At 55.4% G+C, this 19,891-nt stretch carries 19 protein-coding genes; 16 read left to right on the forward strand and 3 right to left on the reverse strand.

The annotated features are described in order from the left end of the window. The first annotated feature begins 94 nt into the window (after nucleotides 1-94). Entirely contained in the window at nucleotides 95-682 is a 588-nt protein-coding gene (locus EV586_RS18035; protein WP_132946481.1) for an NAD(P)H-dependent oxidoreductase, read from the forward strand. Between the two features lie 32 nt (nucleotides 683-714). On the opposite strand, the gene EV586_RS18040 is transcribed toward EV586_RS18035, so the two are convergent. Further along, nucleotides 715-1,152, reverse strand: coding sequence for a YybH family protein (locus tag EV586_RS18040; RefSeq protein ID WP_165898690.1), 438 nt, complete (start codon nucleotides 1,150-1,152; stop codon nucleotides 715-717). 106 nt (nucleotides 1,153-1,258) lie between these two features. On the opposite strand from EV586_RS18040, the gene EV586_RS21905 reads away from it, so the two are divergent. The 6 genes from EV586_RS21905 (at nucleotide 1,259) to EV586_RS18070 (ending at nucleotide 10,215) form a co-directional block, all read left to right on the forward strand. Further along, a complete protein-coding gene (locus EV586_RS21905) occupies nucleotides 1,259-2,371 on the forward strand; it encodes an ATP-binding response regulator (protein ID WP_243653079.1) in 1,113 nt (370 codons plus the stop codon). A gap of 30 nt (nucleotides 2,372-2,401) precedes the next feature. After that, on the forward strand, nucleotides 2,402-3,853 hold the full coding sequence (locus EV586_RS18050) for a serine hydrolase domain-containing protein (RefSeq protein WP_243653080.1): 1,452 nt from the start codon (nucleotides 2,402-2,404) through the stop codon (nucleotides 3,851-3,853). Between the two features lie 223 nt (nucleotides 3,854-4,076). Next, the gene (locus tag EV586_RS18055; RefSeq protein WP_347812681.1) at nucleotides 4,077-5,603 is read left to right on the forward strand and encodes a malate:quinone oxidoreductase; all 1,527 of its coding nucleotides are present in this window, start codon (nucleotides 4,077-4,079) and stop codon (nucleotides 5,601-5,603) included. A 330-nt stretch (nucleotides 5,604-5,933) separates the two neighbouring features. Continuing rightward, nucleotides 5,934-7,265, forward strand: coding sequence for an enhanced serine sensitivity protein SseB C-terminal domain-containing protein (locus EV586_RS18060; RefSeq protein ID WP_243653081.1), 1,332 nt, complete (start codon nucleotides 5,934-5,936; stop codon nucleotides 7,263-7,265). A gap of 87 nt (nucleotides 7,266-7,352) precedes the next feature. Further along, nucleotides 7,353-9,593, forward strand: coding sequence for an ATP-binding cassette domain-containing protein (locus tag EV586_RS18065; protein WP_132946484.1), 2,241 nt, complete (start codon nucleotides 7,353-7,355; stop codon nucleotides 9,591-9,593). A 247-nt stretch (nucleotides 9,594-9,840) separates the two neighbouring features. Continuing rightward, complete coding sequence (locus EV586_RS18070; RefSeq protein WP_132946485.1) at nucleotides 9,841-10,215, forward strand: YciI family protein; 375 nt, start codon at nucleotides 9,841-9,843, stop codon at nucleotides 10,213-10,215. 104 nt (nucleotides 10,216-10,319) lie between these two features. On the opposite strand, the gene EV586_RS18075 is transcribed toward EV586_RS18070, so the two are convergent. Continuing rightward, on the reverse strand, nucleotides 10,320-11,192 hold the full coding sequence (locus EV586_RS18075; RefSeq protein ID WP_132946486.1) for an AraC family transcriptional regulator: 873 nt from the start codon (nucleotides 11,190-11,192) through the stop codon (nucleotides 10,320-10,322). 225 nt (nucleotides 11,193-11,417) lie between these two features. On the opposite strand from EV586_RS18075, the gene EV586_RS18080 reads away from it, so the two are divergent. The 9 genes from EV586_RS18080 to EV586_RS18120 all read left to right on the forward strand — a co-directional run bounded on the left by EV586_RS18080 (nucleotide 11,418) and on the right by EV586_RS18120 (nucleotide 18,987). After that, on the forward strand, nucleotides 11,418-11,951 hold the full coding sequence (locus EV586_RS18080) for a hypothetical protein (protein ID WP_132946487.1): 534 nt from the start codon (nucleotides 11,418-11,420) through the stop codon (nucleotides 11,949-11,951). 23 nt (nucleotides 11,952-11,974) lie between these two features. Further along, complete coding sequence (locus tag EV586_RS18085; RefSeq protein WP_132946488.1) at nucleotides 11,975-12,322, forward strand: DUF4064 domain-containing protein; 348 nt, start codon at nucleotides 11,975-11,977, stop codon at nucleotides 12,320-12,322. Nucleotides 12,323-12,445: 123 nt separating this feature from the next. Then, on the forward strand, nucleotides 12,446-12,787 hold the full coding sequence (locus EV586_RS18090; protein ID WP_132946489.1) for a zinc ribbon domain-containing protein YjdM: 342 nt from the start codon (nucleotides 12,446-12,448) through the stop codon (nucleotides 12,785-12,787). Between the two features lie 85 nt (nucleotides 12,788-12,872). Continuing rightward, nucleotides 12,873-13,250, forward strand: a complete 378-nt coding sequence (locus EV586_RS18095; protein ID WP_132946490.1) for a DUF4180 domain-containing protein — start codon at nucleotides 12,873-12,875, stop codon at nucleotides 13,248-13,250. Between the two features lie 167 nt (nucleotides 13,251-13,417). Further along, nucleotides 13,418-15,274 carry a PAS domain-containing sensor histidine kinase gene (locus EV586_RS18100; RefSeq protein WP_132946491.1) on the forward strand — a complete coding sequence of 619 codons (1,857 nt, stop codon included), beginning with the start codon at nucleotides 13,418-13,420 and terminating at the stop codon, nucleotides 15,272-15,274. Nucleotides 15,275-15,400: 126 nt separating this feature from the next. After that, complete coding sequence (locus EV586_RS18105) at nucleotides 15,401-15,718, forward strand: metal-sensitive transcriptional regulator (protein WP_132946518.1); 318 nt, start codon at nucleotides 15,401-15,403, stop codon at nucleotides 15,716-15,718. A gap of 113 nt (nucleotides 15,719-15,831) precedes the next feature. Next, the gene (locus EV586_RS18110) at nucleotides 15,832-17,196 is read left to right on the forward strand and encodes a DJ-1/PfpI family protein (RefSeq protein WP_132946492.1); all 1,365 of its coding nucleotides are present in this window, start codon (nucleotides 15,832-15,834) and stop codon (nucleotides 17,194-17,196) included. Nucleotides 17,197-17,232: 36 nt separating this feature from the next. Beyond that, the gene (locus tag EV586_RS18115) at nucleotides 17,233-18,324 is read left to right on the forward strand and encodes a threonine aldolase family protein (protein ID WP_243653082.1); all 1,092 of its coding nucleotides are present in this window, start codon (nucleotides 17,233-17,235) and stop codon (nucleotides 18,322-18,324) included. Between the two features lie 66 nt (nucleotides 18,325-18,390). Beyond that, nucleotides 18,391-18,987, forward strand: a complete 597-nt coding sequence (locus tag EV586_RS18120; RefSeq protein ID WP_132946494.1) for an HD domain-containing protein — start codon at nucleotides 18,391-18,393, stop codon at nucleotides 18,985-18,987. 55 nt (nucleotides 18,988-19,042) lie between these two features. Here EV586_RS18120 and EV586_RS18125 read toward each other — a convergent pair whose 3' ends face one another. After that, nucleotides 19,043-19,837 carry a helix-turn-helix domain-containing protein gene (locus tag EV586_RS18125; protein WP_132946495.1) on the reverse strand — a complete coding sequence of 265 codons (795 nt, stop codon included), beginning with the start codon at nucleotides 19,835-19,837 and terminating at the stop codon, nucleotides 19,043-19,045. Nucleotides 19,838-19,891: the final 54 nt, after the last annotated feature.

Consider the following 19,891-nt stretch of genomic DNA (forward strand, 5'->3'; position numbering starts at 1 on the left):
AATTGGTTATCGGAAAACAATTATCATTTGACAACTAAAAAAGAAGTGTGCTACCGTTATAGTTATCAAAAGATAACTAAATGGGGTGTTGCACATGAAAACGCTGGTGATCTACACGCATCCGAACCATAACAGCTTGAGCTATGCCTTTCTGCAAGAAGTCTTGCGCGGGTGCGAACAGAATCCGCACATCGAAGACGTGCAGGTGCTGGACTTGTATCAAGAGCAATTCAACCCGGTCCTCCTATTCAATGAAAACAAGCGACGCCGAGACATGCATACCGACCCGGCGCTTGCGGCGTACCGGGAGCAGCTTCGCTGGGCCGATCAGCTCGTATTCGTCTATCCGATCTGGTGGGGACGTCCCCCGGCGATGCTGATGGGGTATATTGATCAGATGTTCGCAGCGGGATTCGCCTATCAAGACGAGGGCGGACTGTTTCCGGAAGGGCTGCTCAAAGGGAAATCGGTCGTCTGCATCTCCAGTATGAAGGGGCCGGCGTTCTATCCATTCTTCTGGTTGAACAACGCTCACAAAATCCTGATGCGCAAGGCGCTCTTCCAATATGTCGGCATCAAGCGAACGAAATTCTTCGAATTCGGCAGCATGGAGAGCCCGCGGGGCAGGCATCGGGAGAAGCTGCAGAAAGTGTATCGGTACTTCAGTCAAGTAGAACGCTAAAAACACCCGTCTCTAGAGACGGGTGTTTGCCATTACTTTCGGGTAAAGATCCCTTGCCCGGTATCGGTACTGATTGGCAGGGAGGAGTGTTGGTGGACGATGGCCCAGGAATCATGTTCCTTTCGCAGGCCGAACGTGAAGCGATTGGATATCTGGCGGAGCTTCTCATTAGATTCGTTGTACGCGGCGAACGTCACCGTGCAGCGTACGAATGCAAGGTTGGCATTCTCTTCGACGACCAGATCATCATACTCCACGTGGAGCAAGACGCCTTCTTGGGTGAGCTCATCAAACCATTCCTTCGTACCGGACCGCCATTGGGAGGAGTCGGTGCATGCCCAGTCGTTCCAGCAATCGTAAATATGGAAGTCGGAAGCGTAGGCAGCGAGGAACTGCTCCAGATCTTTCTCATAGACGGCAGTTTTGTAGTGATCCAGCACATCTTGCACGGTACGCAACGCAATACTCATCATCCGCAGCTCCTTTGATTAAACTTGTGATCTATCATACGATGTTAAAATAGTTCCGTCAATTTGCATGATGAGAAGAAAGGGTATGGGCATGAGGAAGAAACTATTGATCGCAGATGATGAGGCAGGTCTTCGGCATCTGCTCCAAGATTATTTTGAACTCAACGGTTATCTGGTGCTGACCGCCAAGGACGGGAAGGAAGCGTTGCAGCAGGCGGCGGAGCAGCCGGATCTGATCCTGCTGGACATCAACATGCCGGAGCGGGACGGGCTGGAGGTGTGCAGGCAGATCCGCAACTTTGTGTCCTGCCCGATCCTGTTTCTGACGGCGCGCATCGAGGATGCAGATAAAATCGCCGGGTTTCAAGCGGGGGGCGATGATTATATTCAAAAGCCGTTCAGCATTCTGGAACTCGGGGCGCGGGTCGAGGCGCACTTGCGGCGGGAACTGCGCAGCCAAAAGAAATCGCAGGTCAGATTTGGCGAGGCGCTTGTGATCGATTATCTGGCCCGGGAGCTGATCTGCAACGACAAGCCCGTCGCGCTGTCCAAAACGGAATTTAACATCATCGAACTGTTATCCGCTCATCCCGACATGGTGTTTGATCGCGAGCGCATCTATGAAAAAGTACGGGGTATGGAAGCGGAAGGGGACAGCAAGGTGATCGCCGAGCATATCAGGCGCATCCGTGCCAAGCTGAAGGTGCAAACGATGAACCTGCACATCGAACGGCTGGAAGGCTATGTGGAGACGATGAGCTCCATTCAGAAGCTGGAAGAGATGCCCGTGCGGCCTCGGGAGACCGACTTCGACAGTTTGATTGCACCGTTGGAGCACAGCGCACGATCGTTCGCCGGGCAGAGAGGAAAGACTTGCGCATCGAGCACGGCGGCCGATGCGCAGACGCTGGCTGTCGATCGCGATCTGGTGATGCAGGTGTTTGAAAACATGCTGGCCAACGGTGTCCGCCATGCTGAGAGCGGCGTGTCTGTGCAGTATCGGCTGGAGCAGGGCCTGTTCTCGATCACCATCGAAGACGACGGCGCCGGCTTTCCAGAGGAAGCCGGGCAGGGCAAGGGCGGCCATCGCGGGCTCGGGCTGACGATCTGCAGGGCGCTGTGTGAAAAGCATCATGGCCGCCTCGTGATCGAAAACAGCCCGCACTGCGGCGGCGCCAAGGTGACGGCAAGCTTTTTGTGCAAAGTTGATCATTTGTAGAGAATTAGGCGGTAGCATCTCCTTATCGAAATGACGAGGAGGGTGCTTGCGATGAACGTACCGAACAGACTGGTCGGTTGCCTGATGAGCTTGCTGCTGCTGCTGGCCTTGCTCAGTCAGCCTGCTGGGGCCGCCGCGCCGAGCAGCAAGGCGGAGACCTTGGCGGCCATCGACGAATACGTCACGAAACAGATGAAACGCAATCGGATCAACGGGGTGGCGCTGGCGATCACGTCCGGTGACGAGGTGTTTTACACGCAGGGCTACGGCACTACTACGAAGGGAAAGGCGATCACCGGCAAGACGCCGTTTCCCATCGCCTCGCTCAGCAAATCGATGACCGCTTTGGCGGTATTGCAGCTCGCTGAACAAGGAAGGCTCGACCTCGACGCGCCGTATCTTTCTTATTTTCCCGCTCGTACGCCGATCGATCCCCGCGTCCGGCAGATCACCGTTCGGCATTTGCTGAACCAGACCAGCGGATTGACCGACCGGGTGAATCCCGACATGACGAGACCGGTACCCATCCGGTCGCTGCAGGACCTGCCCGCTTCTCTAGAGCAGATCACGCTAGCCAGCGATCCGGGAGCAGCCTACAGCTATCACAATCCCAATTATCAGTACTTGGCTTTGCTCGTTGAGCAGCTCAGCGGACAGCGCTTTTCCGACTACTTGCAAGCACACCTCTTTGCCCCTTTGGGTATGAGCGACACTTTCGCGGTCAGTACGACACAACAGATCAATGACTACCCGGCCGTTCCACGCGGACATTACTTGCTGTTGGGCAATGCGGTTGAAAGCGCAGAGCCGGACTGGTTTGTCGACGGCCCGGCCGGTGTGATCGCGACGGCCGAAGATATGGCGATCTGGATGCAAGCGCAACAAAATGGGCAGCTGCTCGCTCCCGGCCTGATGGCGCAGTATCATGCCCCAGGGCCAGACGGCAGGTACGGAATGGGCTGGATGGTACGGAAAGAGGAAAGCGGGAAACGAACGCTTTCCCATAGCGGTATACTTTGGACATACAAGTCTGAAGAGCAGATCGATTTGGATCGGCAGGTTGGGATTACCGTGCTCTTTGACACAGGATTGAACGCATTCGTCGATACTTCCTCCTTGGTAAGAGGAGTGGAGCAGATCATGCAGGGCGGACCGGCAGCAGGGAGTTTGATCACGAACCGGAATGCGGAGACCGTGATGCTGCTGTTGATCATCGGAACGGTCTGGTGGCACAAGAAGCGGCGCCGCAGTTGGCTGCTTCCGGCGCTCGGGGTGGCGGTGCCGGTGTTGCTGCTGCTGCTGCTCTTTCTGGCACCTCTTCTCACGATAGTCGGCGGCGGGCGGGTGGTGCCTTGGCAGGGGATCTGGATGATGATGCCGTCTCTCATCATCTGGCTTGCTGTCATCGCGCTTGCGAATGCACTGCAGTTCGTACGAAAAGTGGTACTGAAACATGGAGGGCGTATGGAACAAGTAATTTAGACTGTTTGGTCAAAAAAGCTAGAGATCGCCGAGTCATCAAACTCAAGAAGCGATCTCTATCTTTTTTGTCGAAAAACCAAACTTTACCCTATCGACAAGGTAGTCTAATATTGATCATAAATAGAGTTGGTTATGGTATACTTGAGTCAGAAAAGGTGTGCTCTTAGGTGGCGCCTTACTTTTTTGTGACGCCTAAGCAGAAGTGTCTACTCTTTTTGCAATCATAGGGAGAAGGAAGGCTATCATGAGAAACGTACAGAACACAACAGACGTTATCTTAATTGGTGCTGGAGTCATGAGCGCGACTTTGGGGTCATTACTGAAAGAGTTAGCACCTGACTGGAATATCAAAGTCTTTGAGAAACTTGCAAGTGCAGGCGAAGAAAGCTCGAACGAATGGAACAATGCCGGTACGGGCCATGCTGCGCTGTGTGAGCTTAACTATACTTCTGAGAAATCTGATGGATCTATCGATATTAGCAAGGCTATTAAAATCAATGAACAATTTCAGCTGTCCAGACAGTTCTGGTCCTATCTTGTCAACAGCAAGCTGATCACCAATCCGAAAGACTTCATCATGCCGATTCCCCACATGAGCTTCGTGGAGGGGGAGAAGAACGTATCGTTCTTGAAGAAGCGTTTTGAAGCATTGTCCAAGAATCCGCTGTTCCAGGGCATGGAGTATTCCGATGACCCGGTGAAACTGCAGGAATGGATCCCGCTGATCATGGAAGGCCGCACTTCGGCAGAACCGATCGCAGCGACCAAGATCGACTCGGGCACGGACGTCAACTTTGGCGCTTTGACCCGCATGATGTTTGATCACCTGCAGGCCCAAAACGTCGAGATCCACTACAAGCACAGCGTGGAGAACATCAAGCGCAACAGCGGCGGCGAGTGGGAACTGAAAGTGCGCGATCTAAGCAGCGGCACCGTTCAGCACCACACGGCGAAGTTTGTCTTCATCGGCGGCGGCGGCGGCAGTCTGCCTTTGCTGCAGAAAACCGGCATCCCGGAGTCCAAACATATTGGCGGCTTCCCGGTGAGCGGGCTCTTCATGGTCTGCAACAACCCGGAAGTGGTCGAACAGCATCATGCGAAAGTGTACGGCAAGGCAAAAGTCGGCGCTCCGCCGATGTCCGTTCCGCATCTCGATACCCGATACATCAACAACAAGAAGACTCTGCTGTTCGGCCCGTTTGCCGGCTTCTCTCCGAAGTTCCTGAAAACGGGCTCTAACCTTGACCTCATCGGTTCGGTCAAGCCGAACAACGTGATGACGATGATGGCAGCGGGCGTCAAAGAGATGGCGTTAACCAAATACCTGATCCAGCAGGTGATGCTGTCCACCGACAAGCGCATGGAAGAACTGCGCGAGTTTATTCCGCATGCCAAAAAAGAAGACTGGGAGATCGTCGTCGCCGGCCAGCGCGTGCAGGTGATCAAAGACACGGCGGCAGGCAAAGGCACGCTGCAGTTCGGCACGGAAGTGATCAGCGCTGCGGACGGCTCGATCGCGGCCCTGCTCGGCGCATCGCCGGGCGCTTCGACCGCTGTCCACGTCATGCTGGAGGTCTTGGAAAAATGCTTCCCGCAACACATGATGGAGTGGGAAGAGAAGATCAAAGCGATGATTCCGTCGTACGGCGTATCGCTCGTGCAGAACCCGGAACTGTTCCATGAACTGCACACTTCGACCGCCCAGGCGCTCGGTCTGAACGAGCAGCAGGAAGAGCTGGTATATAACTAATTCTAGATCAAAGCAACCCTCCTCCCATCATTGGGAGGAGGGTATTTGTTTTGATCTGCTGCTCATGTTTCACATCGCGTTACTGCCAAGCGGGGAGGGGCTTTCATACCCGATGCCGAATCTGGCATTTGCTGCATCGGGCCCTAGTGAGTTGCAAGCGAATAGTGATCGGCTTTTGGTATTGCAGAAGTTTTATCGAGGTGACTAACTAAATGCTTGAATAGAGACGAAGGGCAAGTGACTCAATGATGAGCTGTATTTAAAGTCATAAGGTTAGGAACGAGTGTTCTTCCTGTATAATGGATATATGGAATGATGGGGGGATCTCGGATGAATGAGGAGAGAAAAGACGAAATCATCAGGCAGTACTTGCTACGAGCAGAGGTATCGATAGACGCTTATCAGGAGTTGGAACTGCAAGAGCTTATATTTCTCATCCATATGGCCAAAAAGTTTCAATCGGAAGGTGCGGATGAGCAGGGGGATTTCCTTGAGAAGATCAAAGCGGGCTTGTCCGAGGTGCATGAAAAGCTAAAACATGCTGATGCCCTGTACCTGGCGTTTGACAAGATCACGAACTGTCCGTATCTCGATCCGGAGGAGCGCATCTGGCTGTTTTCGAAAGAGGAGTATGCGCTGCTCGCACAGGACTACTTTTTGCAGCGGATGATCCAGCTGGACATGAGAAAGATCGGCCCGGCTGAAAACATGATTGCCTTTGCGGAGCTGCATCGGCTGGGGATTCGCAAGATCCTCATCGACAACGGCCAATATCATATCGAAGTGGAGCGCGATGCGATCTTGCCGCCGCCAGACTGGAGCGGGACGCCGGAGATCAACATTCCGGTCACCAATCCGGAGCTGCAGCATGCGATGATCCGCTTTTTCCAGACCATGTCGTCGCGAAGCCAGTACGAAGGCAAACAGCAGCATCTGTATCAGCTGGAAGGGATCATGATCGAGGAAATCCTCAACGGGAACTACCTCATTCCCATGAAAGTGATCGAAGACGAGCCTTCCGCACCCGACGAGGATGGGGTGAAGACGCTGCAGCAAGGCGCCACCCTGCAGTTTGCCTGCTTGGATGGTCAGGATCAAACCACCTGGCTCCCGGTGTTTACCGATTGGGTGGAATTTGAAAAGGCGTACGACAAGACGCAGTGGAGCGGCAATGTCGCAACCTATGCGGACATGGTGGCTTTGTCGGAACGGATGGACGGAGCGGTCATCAATAGCAGAGGTATTTCTTTCCAGATCAATGCCAACAATAAACAGCGGATTGAAGAGTTCAGACGTCAACAGGAAGCACCCCGCGCGGCGTCCGTTCAAGAGCATGTCGTTCCTCAAAGCACGAAGATCGTGCTGGGCGAACCGGCGCAAGTGCCGGCGGAGCTGATCCGCGACGTGACCCGCTACATGAAGCAGCAGAAGCGGATCAAAAAAGCCTACCTGCTACAGATGTCCAAAGACGCGGAGACCGGCTATCTGATCGCCGTGGAAGCGGAAGGCAGACCCGAGGAGCTGTTCAACGGCATTGCGGAGACCGCCGAGCCGCATTTGCAGGGCGTGCCGCTCGATCTGACCGGAATGACCGATTGGGTCTTGGATGCGGTGAAGGAGATTCAGCCCTTTTATCGAAAAAAACTACTGGGCATGTTTTAAATCACAAGCAGAGCATCAAAAGAGAGTTCCACTTCTTTGATGCTCTTTTCGTTTACGCTGTAAAAGAGAGGCAAAGGAGGCACTGCGATGACCCAGGCCTACATCGAAATCGTCAACGCACGCGAAAACAATTTGAAAAATGTCAGCCTGCAGATTCCCAAAGGCAAGATCACGATCTTTACCGGGGTGTCCGGTTCCGGCAAATCCTCGATCGTTTTTGATACGATCGCTCAGGAAGCGGGGCGGCAACTCAACGAAACGTATAACAGCTTTGTCCGGAGCTTCCTGCCGCGCTACGGCCGCCCGGAAGCGGATGAACTCCGCAATTTATCGACCGCCATCGTGGTGGATCAAAAACGGCTGGGCGGCAATGCCCGTTCCACGCTGGGCACGGTGACAGATCTTCATGCGCTGTTCCGGCTGCTGTTTTCCCGTTTTGGCGAACCGCAGGTCGGTCTGAGCAACGCCTTTTCGTTTAATGATCCGATCGGCATGTGCGCCAAATGCGAAGGGATTGGCCGGATCATCACGCTGTCGGTCGAAGCGGCGGTGGATCGGGAGAAGTCTTTGAACGAAGGCGCCATCTTGCTGCCCGGTTTCGCGCCAGGCTCGTGGCAGTGGAAGCTGTACGGCGAGTCGGGGTTCTTCGACGCGGAGAAAAAGATCAAAGACTATACAGCGGAAGAACTCGAACAGCTGCTGTACGCGGAGCCGCAACGAGTGGTAGTCAATTACCAAATGAACGAGCTGAATACGATCTACGAAGGTCTTGCCGTGCGCTTCATGCGCTTGAACGTGAACACGCAAAAAGACACAACGAAAGCGGCCGCCAAGAAACTGGATCAGTTTACCACGACTTGCGACTGCCCGGACTGTGGCGGCAAGCGCTACAGCAAGAAAGCACTGTCTTCGAAAGTCATGGGCTACTCGATTTTTGACCTGACCGATCTGCAGTTGGATCGACTGATCGAAGTCGTGTCGCAGATCGATAATCCTGCCGCCCAGCCGATTGTGGACGGCATTGTGGAACGGGTCAGCAATCTCTGCGAGATCGGGCTGGGGTATATGAGCCTGACCCGGGAAACGTCGACGTTATCAGGCGGCGAGTCGCAGCGGGTCAAGATGGTCAAGCATCTGACCAGCAGTTTGACCGGGCTGCTCTACATCTTTGATGAACCCAGCACCGGCTTGCATCCGCGGGATGTGTACCGTTTGAATGAACTGCTGGTCAAACTGCGCGACAAAGGCAACACCGTGCTGGTGGTGGAGCACGACCCGGACGTGATCAAAGTGGCCGACCATATCATCGACGTGGGACCGAAAGCAGGCTCCGGCGGCGGGGAGATCATGTACAGCGGCGATTATCAGGGGCTGCTGGCATCCGATACGCTGACGGGGCGCTACCTGACCCGCCACGCGGAGATCAACACCACGCCGCGGGCGGTGGACGAGTTCTTCGAGAGCAGCACAAGCAGCCTGCACAATCTGAAAAACGTCTCGCTCCGCGTTCCGCAAGGCGTCTTCACCGTGATCACCGGCGTGGCCGGCTCCGGGAAGAGCACGCTGGTCAACGAAGTGTTCGCCAAGGATTATCCGGAGGCGGTGCGCATCGACCAAAACGCGGTGCACGCGAACATTCGCTCCAATCCGGCGACCTACTCCGACATCATGAATGCGATCCGCAAAGCGTTTGCGGCGGCGAATCAAGTCGAGGGCGGGCTGTTCAGCTCGAACTCGGAGGGCGGTTGCCCGGGGTGTGGCGGAACTGGCATCGTCGAGCTGAACATGTCGTTTATGGACAAGATGGAGGTCGTCTGCAGTGAATGCAACGGCAGCCGTTTTAGACAGGATGTGCTGGGTTACCTGTACAAAGGGAAAAACATTGTCGACGTGATGGAAATGACGATCGCAGAAGCGCTGGAGTTTTTTGAGACCAAAGATATTTTGAGCAAGTTGAAGAGCCTGGAGACGGTCGGACTGGGCTATCTGACCCTGGGCCAGCCGTTGAGCACGCTTTCCGGCGGCGAATGCCAGCGCTTGAAGCTGGGGAAGGAACTCAATAAGAAAGGCAACATCTACATTCTCGACGAACCGACCACGGGGCTGCACATGTCGGACGTTTCCAACATCCTGCGCATCATCGATCAACTGGTCGGGAAAGGCAACACCGTGATCGTCATCGAACACAACCTGGATGTGATCCGGCGCAGCGACTGGATCATCGACATGGGACCGGACGGCGGCACCGGCGGCGGGGAGATCCTGTACGAAGGACCGCCGGCCGGCATCGTCTCGTGTGAGCGGTCGGTCACAGCAAAGTATTTGTAGCCGATCCGGAAGGCAGGGACACTTTAGTCCGGCATGGCGTACAGTGTCCACTACATGGCGACCCATCTGACCCATCTGACCCATCTGACCCGCCTTACGCAGGACCCGGATGGGAACCCGATTCAGATCGTCTGCAAACGAAGCTAGTGATTGTGCGCCGGTGACGAATCGCAGTGAAAATTTTTTATACAGGTTGTCGTCTGCGCCGTCGCTCGTTCGTCGTTCTAGATAGAAGGGAGAGATGATCATGAAATATTTGTGCCTGGGCTATTTCAATCCGGAAAAAATGAGTGTGCTGCCAGAAGCGGAACTGGATGCGGTGATGAGCGAATGCTCGCCGCACCTGAGAGAATTTTATCAAAGCGGTCGGGTGCTCTTCGATGCCGGCCTCGAAGAGACGGTCAAGAGCATGAAGCGGACAGGCGGCAACGTGACGGTGACCGACGGCCCCTTTGCCGAGAGCAAAGAAATGATCGGCAGCGCGTTCGTCATCGAAGCGGATACATTTGAGGAAGCGCTTCACATCGCGTCCTTGCACCCGACGACTCGTGTACCTGCAGGTGAGGAGTTCGGCTGGCGCTTGGAGATCCGCCCGATTCACCATTTTCATCAGCCGGAGTAAGCGTTTGTTCACTTGTCCCGCATCGCGCCAACTACAGCGCTCTCTATAGTTCGATCGAATAGGAAACGCCCTCGTGCTGGCTGGCAACGAGGGCGTTCTTGTGTTTATCGCTTGGCAACGGGAATCCAGATCTCGCTTCGAAAAGCAGGGTTGGTCGTATCAGAGTCTGCATTCCAGAGGATCTCCGGGCCTGCGACCTGCTGGTAGTGCGAGGAAGGGAACCACTCCGCGTAGATGCGGCCCCAGATTTCCTGCAAGGTGCCGGGGAATGGGCCGACCGCTTCGAAGACCGCCCAGGTGGAGGCGGGGACTTCGAGTGCGGCGAGGGTGTCGGGCGCGTCTTGCGTAGTCGCCGCTCCGATGTAATGGTCCAGCTCGCCTCTTTCCTCCATCCGCCCTTCGGAAAAATTCACCGAGGCGCTGAGGATGCCGTGCGGTTCGATGTTCGACAGCGACTTGATCTGCCGAATCTGCTCCGGTGTCAAGCTCTCCCACATCGCGGCGATCTCAGGATTGACCCCGTGAAAGATGATCGGGACCCGCTTCTGGATGCCGACGATGCGAAAAGCAGCTTTGTCTACAAGGCGATAGTTCATCTCGTTTCCCCCTTGGATTGTCAGCTGGAAAGTCATGCGCGGAAACGCCTTCAGCGAGGCACCGCCCGTTCTGGCTTCCGTCGGGGTGATGCCGTGCAGGGCCTGAAACGCCCGGGCGAACGAGTCGGGCGAGCTGTACCCGTACTTCATGGCCAGATCGATCACCTTCACAGCGCCTGCCTGCAGCTCAAACGCGGCCAAGGTCAACCGGCGGCGGCGGATGTACTCCGACAGCGGGATGCCGGCCAGAAAGGAAAACATCCGCTTGAAATGATACTCCGAGCAAAACGCCCGCCGTGCAGCCTCCCGATAGTCGATCTCCTCCGCCAAATGCGCCTCCAAGTACTCCATCGCCCGATTCATGTGTTTCAGCATTTCCATGCGCTGACCTCCTTTTGAACAGCATAGCAGGGATCGGATGCTCCGCCCCGACATTTCATGCAAAATGATGCAGTGTTAGGACGCTGTAAATCTGAATTGTTGATTATTATAATTATTGAACTCTATATAATTAAAAGTGATGATGTTGTACAATGTTCACTATGACAAAATAACCAATATGTTCCTTATCCAAATTTTTATCATGCAAAGGGGAAGGTACTCGTTATGAAAACATTCGTGAAACTCGGTATTGCGGTCGTCGTGTCTGCAGGATTGCTGGTGGGGTGCGCACCTTCTGACGTACAAACTGGCGGCAGCAACGATGTGGCCGCGAAAAACGATCAGACGGCCGACAAGAAGAAAGAGGACGGCTCGAAGAAATTCAATGCGGATGTCTCGGCAGAAGGTCTGGGCATGAAAGTGAATATCGCAGAGGTCAAAGTCAGCCCTACCAAAATCGAAGTCGGAATCAACTTCCAAAACAACAATCAACATGCCATGAGCTGGTATCCGGATCAGGAAGCGAAGATTGTCGTGGGCGACATGCAACTGGATTCCAACATGTTTATGAGCTCGGGGAAACTTGGCGGCGATATTGAAGGCGGCGTGAAAAAAGACGGTGTGCTGGTGTTTCCAGTCGCGGACGGTAAGAAGCTGGATGTCGCCAAAGTCACCAGCCTGAAGTTGAAAGTAGGCAAATTGCACTCGCCGGACTTCATGCAGAAGCAAGAGATCGCTTTTGACATTCCTGTCAAATAAATTGCCGATAAAAGAGGGGTATCATGAAACGTACTACTGAGTTTGTATTGGGATTGATTGGCGGTATTATCGGGTTTGGCGGTGCTTTCTTTGCACTGTTTTTTGGTGCCATCGATGAAGCGGTAAACGGTTCGACGCAGCTCAGCGGCCTTGCCGTCGGAGCATTTGCCTTTTCGATTCTGGCCATCGTCGGTTCGATTGTCGTCAAGTTCAAGCCGAAGCTGGGTGGAACCTTCATGTTGATCGCGGCCATCGGCGGGCTGATCAGCATCTCGCTGTTCTTCCTGCTGCCGTTCATTCTGCTCTTGATCGCCGGTCTTATGGGCTTGATTCGCAAGAACAAGCCGCAAGCGTCGAACGTTTCAGCCTAACTCGCATCTTTAGAAAGCCTCCCGGATCATCTGGGAGGCTTTTTGCAAATCGCTGATTTTTGCCAATTGCGGCAGTCTGTGTTAGTATGTAGCCGATAAATACCGGATGGGGGAAATGGAAGCATGGCCGATTTGCCAAATTGCCCAAATTGCAACTCCGCTTATACGTATGAGGACGGGAATCTGCTGATCTGCCCGGAATGCGGGAACGAATGGACGCCCGGCCAGGCAGCGGCGGCAGGGGAAGAGATCCGCACGATCCGCGACGCCAACGGCAACGTGCTGCAGGACGGCGATACCGTCTTGGTGATCAAAGACCTGAAAGTCAAAGGCAGCTCCTCCGTGCTGAAGATGGGCACGAAGGTTAAAAATATCCGCCTCGTCGACGGCGATCATGACATCGACTGCAAGATCGACGGATTTGGCGCGATGAAATTGAAGTCTGAGTTTGTGAAAAAAGTATAGCACATACGCTGACACACACCATGCATCGGCCTCCTTGTGAACGAAAGCTCGCAGGGGGCCGATTTTGCTGAAAGGGGCTACGCAGATGAAGATCACGGTTGACCAGACGGGAAGTTCGAAAGTGGCGCTCATCGAAAGCGGCGATCTCGTCATCAGCACCGTCCAGGACGCCTTGGACCTGATGGCGACCGTCCACTATGAGGCGGAGACCGACAAGATATTGATCCCGAAAGCGAACATCGCCGAGTCGTTTTTCGACCTGTCGACGAAACTGGCCGGCGAAATCTTGCAGAAGTACACCAACTATCGAGTAAAAATCGCGATTGTTGGCGATTTTGCAGGATATGAGAGCAAGAGCTTGAAAAGTTTTATCTATGAATGCAATCAAGGCAAACAGGTGTTTTTCGTGCCGGACCGCGAGACTGCGCTCCGGGCGCTGCACACCGGGTCGCTGAGTCAGTGACGAAATAATTAAAATTCGCGTTTCAGCCCGTAGATATCGAAAGATCAGTCTACGGGCTTGCTGTTTCGAGACAAAGACATTGTGTGCCGTACTTGATAGTAGATGGGTGAAATCGTCAGAGTTATGCATATCATGTAAGAAATTCGAATCTTGGGAGTGTACGCACGATGACAGAGGAGTGGGACAAGGTACGCGGCTTCAATCCGCATCCTGCGGAAAAGTCTTTCGGGCCTGACAAGAAGCTGCGCATGGAATCGTTCCTTCAAGATAGCGCCGATGCGATATGGATGGTCGATTTGGAAGAGCGTGTCCTGCGAATCAACCCGGCCTTTGAATCTTTGTTTGGCTGGTCGGAATCAGAAGTGGTCGGACGGCGGTTGCCGACGACACCGTATTTCCTGAAACGGGAAATGAGTCTACTGATGCAGCAGGTGAAGCAAGGCCTGCCCACGGCTGGCTTGGAAACGAAATGCATCTGCAAAGACGGGCGGCTGCTGCACATCAGCGCCACGTTGTCGCCGGTGCGCAACCCAAGCGGCGACGTGATCGCCGTCAGCGGCACCTGCCGGGATATCAGCCACAGCAAGCGCTCCGAACAAGAGCTGCGCAAAACGAAAGAGCTGCTCGAGGCGTTTATTCTGAACAGCCAGGACGCGATCTGGATGATCGATGTTGAGGAGCGCGTGCTGCAGGTCAACCCGGCATTTGAAGCGCTGTTCGGCTGGTCGGAAGAAGAGGTGCTTGGCAAACGCCTGCCGATCATCCCAGACTTTTTGGAGGCAGACATGCATCAGCTACATCAGGAGATCAAAGCGGGCCGGTCCCTGCGCGGCTTTGAGACGCAGCGCCAATGCTTTGACGGCCGCCTGATCTATGTCAGCGCTACGTTGTCTCCGGTGCGCGACAACCGGGGCGAAGTGATCGGGATCAGCGGCACCTGCCGCGACATCACGCATCTCAAACGCTCGGAAGAAGAGCTGCGCAAGACGAAAGAACGGCTGGAAGCGATCGTGCAGAACAGCGCCGATGCGATCTGGCTGGTCGATCTGGAAGGGCGCGTGCTGCAGATCAATCCGGCGTTCGAAGCGATGTTCGGCTGGTCGGAAGCGGAGATCGCAGGCAAACATCTGCCGATCATTCCCGACTTTCTGGCGGCCGAGATTCACGAGCTGCATCAACAGATCAAAACGGGGCGTTCCCTGCGCGGCTACGAGACGCAGCGCCGCTGCAAAAACGGGCAGCTGATCTACGTCAGCGCCACCTTGTCGCCGGTGCGCAACAACCGGGGCGAGGTGATCGGGATCAGCGGCACCTGCCGCGACATCAGCCAAAACAAGCAGTCGGAAGAGATGTTGATCCAAACGGAGAAACTCAGCATCGCCGGACAGCTGGCTGCCGGCCTCGCGCACGAGATCCGCAATCCGCTGACGGCGCTGAAAGGGTTCGTCCAACTGATGCAGTTCGGGCAGGAGACGCATCACAAGTACCTCGAAGTGATGGAATCGGAGCTGAGCCGCATCGAGATGATCGTCAGCGAGCTGCTCGTGCTGGCCAAACCGCAGGCCAACTCGTTTAAAAGGCTCGATCTCGTCTCGATCCTCCAAGATGTCTTGACGCTCAGCGAGACGCAGGCGATCTTGCACAACGTGCAGATCGAAGCGGAGTTTCCGGACGCGCTCCCGGCGATCGACTGCGATCTCAACCAGATGAAACAGGTCTTCATCAATTTTATTAAAAACGCGATCGAGGCGATGCCAAACGGTGGCCGGCTCCGCCTCTTTGCACATCTTCCGCAGGAGGAACCGGGACAGATTCGCATCCGCGTGGCGGACGAAGGCACAGGCATTCCCCAAGAGCACCTCGCGCGCCTTGGCGAACCTTTTTATACAACCAAGACCAAAGGCACCGGACTGGGCCTGATGGTCAGCAAAAAAATCATCGATGGCCATCGCGGCCGCCTGGAGATCACCAGCGAAGTGGGGACGGGCACGACGGTGGATGTCTATCTGCCGCTCCCGGTGTGAGGAGGACGACCCATGATCGGGTGGCGGGCAGGACGTTTAAAAAATCCTAGCTTGACATACCCTACGTAGGTATCTCATATTTATAGCAAGGAGGGATGCCCTGTGGAAACGGAAGAGCTGAACAATATGGCGCCGGAAGAGCAAAGCTGCCATGGTGACGGCGAACGCAAAAGCCATCATTCGGACAAGATGAAGTCCAATCTGGTGGCGCGCCTGAACCGCATCGAAGGGCAGATCCGCGGCGTCAAAGGCCTGATCGAGAAGGACGCCTACTGTGATGACGTGCTCAATCAGATCGCAGCCTGCCAATCGGCGCTGAACAGCGTCGGCAAGCTGCTCTTGGAAGGACATATGCGCAGCTGCGTGGTGGAGCGGCTCCAGGAAGGCGATCATGAAGTGATCGACGAGCTCTTGGTCACCATCACCAAGCTGATCAAAAAGTAAGACCCTGACAAATGTGCTCTTGAGCACATTTGTTTTTTTGTGCTTTACATACTATAGGGGGGTATGGTAAATTAGTGTCAACCACAGGAAAACATTGGAGGAGGAGAAAGGAAATGAAAAGGATTTTACTGCGTGTTGCGGTCTATCTGCTGACGTTCGTGCTGGTGGTCGGCGGGGCCGGGTTGCTGGGGTATAGCAATACGCACGGCGATTTCTACGGTTCGGTGTACAAAGGTACGTTCCCGGAGTGGCAGGATGTAGCCGTGCCGGAGCATGATGCGAAGAAGCCGACCGTCGCGGTGTTGATGAGCGATGCGTCGACGACGACAGAAGTGTTCGATTTTCTGATTCCTTATGATCTGTTTGCGATGACCAAAGCGTACAATGTCTACGCGGTGGCGCCCGATAAAAAAGTGAAATCGCTGTCCGGCGGGCTGGAAGTGGTGCCGCACTACACGTTTGCGGAGCTCGATGCCCTGCTCGCGAAAAGCCCGGACATCATCGTCGTCCCGTATATGCCGGTCGTCGATGAGGAGCTGTACCGCCCGGTGCGGGAATACATCCAAAAGCACAAAGACACAACGCTGGTCAGCATCTGCGGCGGCGCGACGAGCCTGGCCGACGCCGGCCTGCTCGACGGCAAAGATGCCACGTCGCACTGGCAGGCGATCGGCACACTGCGCATGGGTTATCCGAACGTGAACTGGAAGCCGGATCAGCGCTATGTGGCGGCGGGCAACCTCGTCACCTCCGGCGGGCAGACGGGCGGCTTTGACGCCGTGCTGTACACGATCAAGGAAAAGCTCGGCGAGCCGATGGCGAAGAAAGTGGCTGAAGAGGCGAAATACCCGATGTACCAGTACGTTCAGAACCCGACGGTCGACCCGTATGCGATCGACGCGCGCTTCTTCGGCATCTACGTGTTCAACAACGCGTTCCAATGGAACAAGGTCCAGACCGGCGTGCTGCTCTATGACGGCATGGAAGAGATGGCGCTGTCCTCGGTGTTCGACACCTATGCGGACACGGGGACGACGCAGGTGCGGACGATCTCGGAAGCGAACCGTCCGATCGTGACGAAACACGGCTTGAACATCGTCGCCCGCTATCAAACGTCCGACCTGCCTGCGCTCGAGCGGGTGTTTGTGACCGGCCCGGACGGTATGCAGCTGGCAGCGAAGGAAGTCAAGAACTGGAACGGTCTGCAGGATGTGCCGAAGATCGAGTATCTGCACCGGAACTCGGCCGACAGCTTCGTTTTTGAAGAACCGCTCGAAGACCTGGCGCGGCAGGAAGACGTCTCGACGGCGGAACATGCTGTGAAGCGTTTCGAATACCGCGCCGACGGGGTCCAGTTGGAGGGCAGAGCGTTTGCCTATGAGACCTATGGCAACCTGCTCATCCTGATCGTGGCCGCCCTGCTGCTTGCCTACGGAATCGACCGCCGCTTCCTCAGGAAGTCTGATGTGGTAAGATAAGGGTACGAGATGAGAGGGAAAGGGGTTTACCGGCAAGTGAGCGCACATAACGTAGTAGCGGAGGCTTTTGCACAGACCCGATATCCGCTCGGGGGACATGGCAAGCGCGTCGTGCAAGTGCTGAAAGACGTGCTGGACGAAGTGGAGGGCACCGTCGAAGGTGATCTGTACGGATCTGGCCAGCTGATCGAAGAGTTTGAAGCGAAACTGGCAGCGTATTTGGGCAAGCAGAGCGCCGTCTTCTTTCCGAGCGGCACGATGGCCCAACAGGTCGCCATGCGCATCTGGTGTGACGAGAAGGGGCTGAAAAAAGTCGCCTATCATCCGCTCGCCCACCTTGAGATCCATGAGCAGGAAGGCATGCACAAGCTGCACGGCATCGAAGCGGTGCTGCTGGGCGAGAAAGACCGCCTGATCCGGCTGGAGGAGATCCTGCACCTGCAAGAGGAGATCGCCTGCCTGCTGATCGAACTGCCGCAGCGCGAGATCGGCGGCCAGCTGCCGTCCTTTGCAGACCTGCAGGCGATCTCTGCGCACTGCCGGGAAAAAGGCATCCGGCTGCATCTGGACGGGGCGCGCCTGTTTGAAATCCTGCCCTATTACCAGAAGACGGCAGAGGAAGTCTGCGCCTTGTTCGACAGCGTCTATGTCTCCTTTTACAAAGGGATCGGCGGAATCGCCGGCGCGATTCTGGCCGGGGACACCGCGTTTACAGAGCAGGCGGGCGTCTGGAAAAGCCGCTACGGCGGCAACTTGATCTCGCTGTATCCGTACATCCTGACCGCAAACGCATATTTCGATCAGCGGATTCCCAAGATGGGGCTGTATCATGAGCAGGCCAAAGAGCTGGCCGCTCTGTACAACGAGTGCCACGGCGTGACGACCAAGCCGGAAGTGCCGGTGTCGAACATGTTCCACGTGCATGTCGCACTGCCCAAGGAGCGGCTGGAGCCGATCCTAGCGGCAGTGTATCAGGAGTCTGGCGTCGGCTTGACGCATTATGTGCGCGAAACGGAGTCTGGCACCTGCTATTTTGAGATCAGCATCGGCGACCGTTACGCACAGGTGCCGAAAGCAGCGCTGCACACGGCGTTCCGTCTGCTGAACGAACATATCCAAAAACTGTAGCTTGTGCTTCCCGTCGCTCTTTGATATAGTCTTTCGAAATACCTGCGAGCGAGAGGAGCGATCGACATGGGAATCCATAACTACTTTAAGAGCTTGTCCGACTTGGAAGGCATCAACCGCTGCCCGGGAAAGTTCAAATACCAGGAGCATTCGGTGGCCAGCCACTCGTTTAAAGTGACGAAAATCGCTCAGTTCCTCGGCACGGTGGAAGACCACCACGGCACGGCGATCGACTGGCGTTTGCTGTATGAAAAAGCGATCAACCACGACTATGCCGAGCTGTTCACCGGCGATATCAAGACGCCGGTCAAATACGCGATGCCGGAGCTCAAGGAACTCTTTTCGCAAGTGGAAGAGTCGATGACGCGGAAGTTTATCGATGCGGAGATTCCGGAGGAGTTTCGCGAGGTCTATGCGCGGCGCTTCAGCGAGGGCAAGGACGAGACGATCGAAGGGAAGATCCTCGCTGTCGCCGACAAGATCGATCTCTTGTACGAATCGTTTGGCGAGATTTTGAAAGGCAACCCGGAGCCCTTGTTCCATGAGATCTACGAGGAGGCTTTGTCGACGATCCACTCGTACCGGGAGTTGCATGCGGTGCAATACTTCTTGGACAACGTGCTTCCGGAGATGCTGGAGGAACGGGACAACGTGGCGAAATGAAGGAAGAGCAGACGGTGACGTCTGCTCTTTTTTCATATCTTTTTTCAACTCGTTTTCAACCTGTAGCCGGCTTGGTGGAAGCGTACTCGAGCGGCGTCTCGCCGATGATCGCCTTGAAGTCTTTGATAAAATGCGACTGGTCGTAGTAGCCGAGCTCGGCGGCGAGCAGCGCCAAGTCGCCGTGCTGTCCGCGCTCCAGCCTTTCGGCGGCGTTGTGCAGGCGGTACAGCTTGATCACCCATTTCGGGCTGACTCCGACGTATTGGTCGAAGAGGCGTTGGAGTTTGCGCTTGTTGATGGGCAGGCGCTCGCAGACTTGGTCGACTTTGGTGATCGCGGGGTCGGTGATGATCAGGTCGATGATCCGGTTGATCTCGGCGACCGCCGGATCAGGCTCGGGGAGCTTGGCGAGGAGGAATTGATCGGCGAGGGCGATCCTTCTTTCGTCGGTGTCAAGGCTTTGGAACTGCTGTTCGAGCAGGGCGCTGTCTACGTCGAAAACTTCATGCGGCGGGAGCGGGCGTTCGGACAGCTCGGCGACAGACCGTTTGTAGAACGGGTAGAAGCCGCCGGGGTGGAATTTGACGCCGAAGACGAGGCCGCGGCCGGAGAGATATTTGGTGAACTTCCGGGTGGAAGCGCCGTAGATCGCCGTCTGGCCCGGTTCGATGACGAGGTTGACGCAGGGGTTCGGCACGACGTCTTGGCAGAACGGCTCCCGGCCGCGCAGATCCCAGCGGACGATCCAGTAGTGTTTGACGAACGGGCGGAGCGGCTCGGCAGGGAGATGGCGGGTCAGGCTGAATTGGGACTGGCTGTCTGCCAGTTTGAGAACGCCCATCGGCTTCATCAGTTTCACTCCTGTGCGTGTCGCGTTTTTACGATACATTTACCAAATAAACGG

Origin of the sequence: Tumebacillus sp. BK434 (genome assembly GCF_004340785.1) — a bacterium.
In the GTDB taxonomy this organism is placed as follows: Bacteria; Bacillota; Bacilli; order Tumebacillales; family Tumebacillaceae; genus Tumebacillus_A.

Coding starts and splice junctions, on each gene's coding strand:
- EV586_RS18125 (WP_132946495.1), bottom strand. CDS start 19,837: ATGAAGCCGATGGGCGTTCTCAAACTGGCAGACAGCCAGTCCCAATTC.
- EV586_RS18105 (WP_132946518.1), top strand. CDS start 15,401: ATGGCGCCGGAAGAGCAAAGCTGCCATGGTGACGGCGAACGCAAAAGC.
- EV586_RS18120 (WP_132946494.1), top strand. CDS start 18,391: ATGGGAATCCATAACTACTTTAAGAGCTTGTCCGACTTGGAAGGCATC.
- EV586_RS18090 (WP_132946489.1), top strand. CDS start 12,446: ATGGCCGATTTGCCAAATTGCCCAAATTGCAACTCCGCTTATACGTAT.
- EV586_RS18095 (WP_132946490.1), top strand. CDS start 12,873: ATGAAGATCACGGTTGACCAGACGGGAAGTTCGAAAGTGGCGCTCATC.
- EV586_RS18070 (WP_132946485.1), top strand. CDS start 9,841: ATGAAATATTTGTGCCTGGGCTATTTCAATCCGGAAAAAATGAGTGTG.
- EV586_RS18035 (WP_132946481.1), top strand. CDS start 95: ATGAAAACGCTGGTGATCTACACGCATCCGAACCATAACAGCTTGAGC.
- EV586_RS18075 (WP_132946486.1), bottom strand. CDS start 11,192: ATGGAAATGCTGAAACACATGAATCGGGCGATGGAGTACTTGGAGGCG.
- EV586_RS18110 (WP_132946492.1), top strand. CDS start 15,832: ATGAAAAGGATTTTACTGCGTGTTGCGGTCTATCTGCTGACGTTCGTG.
- EV586_RS18040 (WP_165898690.1), bottom strand. CDS start 1,152: ATGAGTATTGCGTTGCGTACCGTGCAAGATGTGCTGGATCACTACAAA.
- EV586_RS18080 (WP_132946487.1), top strand. CDS start 11,418: ATGAAAACATTCGTGAAACTCGGTATTGCGGTCGTCGTGTCTGCAGGA.
- EV586_RS18100 (WP_132946491.1), top strand. CDS start 13,418: ATGACAGAGGAGTGGGACAAGGTACGCGGCTTCAATCCGCATCCTGCG.
- EV586_RS18085 (WP_132946488.1), top strand. CDS start 11,975: ATGAAACGTACTACTGAGTTTGTATTGGGATTGATTGGCGGTATTATC.
- EV586_RS18060 (WP_243653081.1), top strand. CDS start 5,934: ATGAATGAGGAGAGAAAAGACGAAATCATCAGGCAGTACTTGCTACGA.
- EV586_RS18050 (WP_243653080.1), top strand. CDS start 2,402: ATGACGAGGAGGGTGCTTGCGATGAACGTACCGAACAGACTGGTCGGT.
- EV586_RS18065 (WP_132946484.1), top strand. CDS start 7,353: ATGACCCAGGCCTACATCGAAATCGTCAACGCACGCGAAAACAATTTG.